The 1,025-nt window shown below is 63.7% G+C and carries 1 protein-coding gene; it reads right to left on the reverse strand.

Annotated features, from left to right (window positions below; all coding sequences use genetic code 11):
• Positions 1–1,025, reverse strand: a 1,025-nt coding sequence (locus tag ACWEK3_RS42455) for a nickel-dependent hydrogenase large subunit (protein ID WP_453252280.1), incomplete at both ends; no start/stop codon positions are given.

Genomic DNA, 1,025 nt, shown 5'->3' on the forward strand with positions numbered 1-1,025 from the left:
GGGTTGCCGAGGGGGTCGTGGGTGACGAAGGGTTCTTCGGTGGTCCAGTCGTCGTAGTAGCTGGAGCCGAGGAGGATGCGCAGGCCGAGGTTGATGTCGACGAGGTTGTTGGTGACGAGTTGGCCGTCGACGATGATGCCGGGGGTGACGTACATGGCCTTGCCCCAGTGGTTCATCGTCTCGTAGCGGTAGTCGACGATGTCGGGGTTTTGCCAGGCGCCCCAGCAGGCGAGGAGGATGCGGCGGCGGCCGACTTCCTCGTAGCCGGGCAGGGCCTGGTAGAAGAAGTCGAAGACGTCGTCGTTGAGGGCGACGGCTTGTTTGACGAAGTCGATGACGCGCATGAGGCGGGCGAGGTAGTCGGTGAAGACGGTGGGCTGGGGCATGGTGCCCGTGCCGCCGGGATAGAGGGTGGAGGGGTGGACGTGGCGGCCCTCCATCAGGCAGAACATTTCCCGGGTGGTGCGGGACATTTTCAGTGCCTGTTTGTAGATCTCGCCTTCGAAGGGGTTGAAGGCGCGCATGATGTCGGCGATGGTGCGGTAGCCGTGGATGTGGCCGCGGGGGGCTTCGGTGCGTTCGGCGCGGGCCAGGACGCTGGGGTTGGTGGCTTTGACCATGGCTTCGCAGAAGTCGACGAAGACGAGGTTGTCCTGGAAGATCGTGTGGTCGAACATGTATTCGGCGGCTTCGCCGAGGTTGGTGATGTGTTCGGCCAGGGGTGGGGGTTTGACGCCGTAGGCCATCTGCTGGGCGTAGTTGGAGCAGGTGGTGTGGTTGTCGCCGCAGATGCCGCAGATGCGGGAGGTGATGAAGCCGGCGTCGCGGGGGTCCTTGCCCTTCATGAACACCGAGTAGCCGCGGAACAGTGAGGAGGTCGAGTGGCACTCGACGACCTCCCGGTTCGCGAAATCGATCTTCGTGTAGATGCCCAGGTTCCCGATGATCCGCGTGATCGGATCCCAGGACATGTCCACGATCTGAGCGGGCTTACGCCCCGCCCGACGCACCTCGGTAGTCGCCAT

It is taken from the genome of Streptomyces sp. NPDC004721, assembly GCF_053601495.1.